Origin of the sequence: Vibrio sp. 10N.222.46.A1, assembly GCF_041473595.1 — a bacterium.
GTDB classification, from domain to species: domain Bacteria; phylum Pseudomonadota; class Gammaproteobacteria; order Enterobacterales; family Vibrionaceae; genus Vibrio; species Vibrio tasmaniensis_A.
In genome coordinates this window covers 1-285 of record NZ_JBFRSN010000476.1, presented here as the reverse complement: position 1 = coordinate 285, position 285 = coordinate 1, and the positions used below count along the sequence as shown (strand labels likewise).

Genomic DNA, 285 nt, shown 5'->3' with positions numbered 1-285 from the left:
ATGTGTGCAGACGCTCTTGAAGCTCGTCACGACGACGTACAGCACGCTCTTCAGCGCCTTCGTCAGCGTTTACGCCGAACTCTTGTAGCTCTTGTTTAAACTCTTGAACCGTTTCTTGCTTCGCTTGATGTGAGCTCTTCAGTGCCGCCAATACTTGGTTGTATTGGTTCATCTGTTCGCGAGCTTGCTTCAAGCCATCGCGGCCTTTGGTTCTTGCTTGTTCAGCTTGAACCAACTTCGCTTTTAACTGCTCGCTCAGTTCACTGCTCTTGTTAAGCAAATCAA

The 285-nt window shown here is 48.8% G+C and carries 1 protein-coding gene; it reads right to left on the bottom strand.

Going from position 1 to position 285, the window contains the following annotated elements; all coding sequences use genetic code 11:
• The coding region (locus tag AB4496_RS14255) for a hypothetical protein (protein WP_372131203.1) at window positions 1–285 on the bottom strand (285 nt) is incomplete at both ends.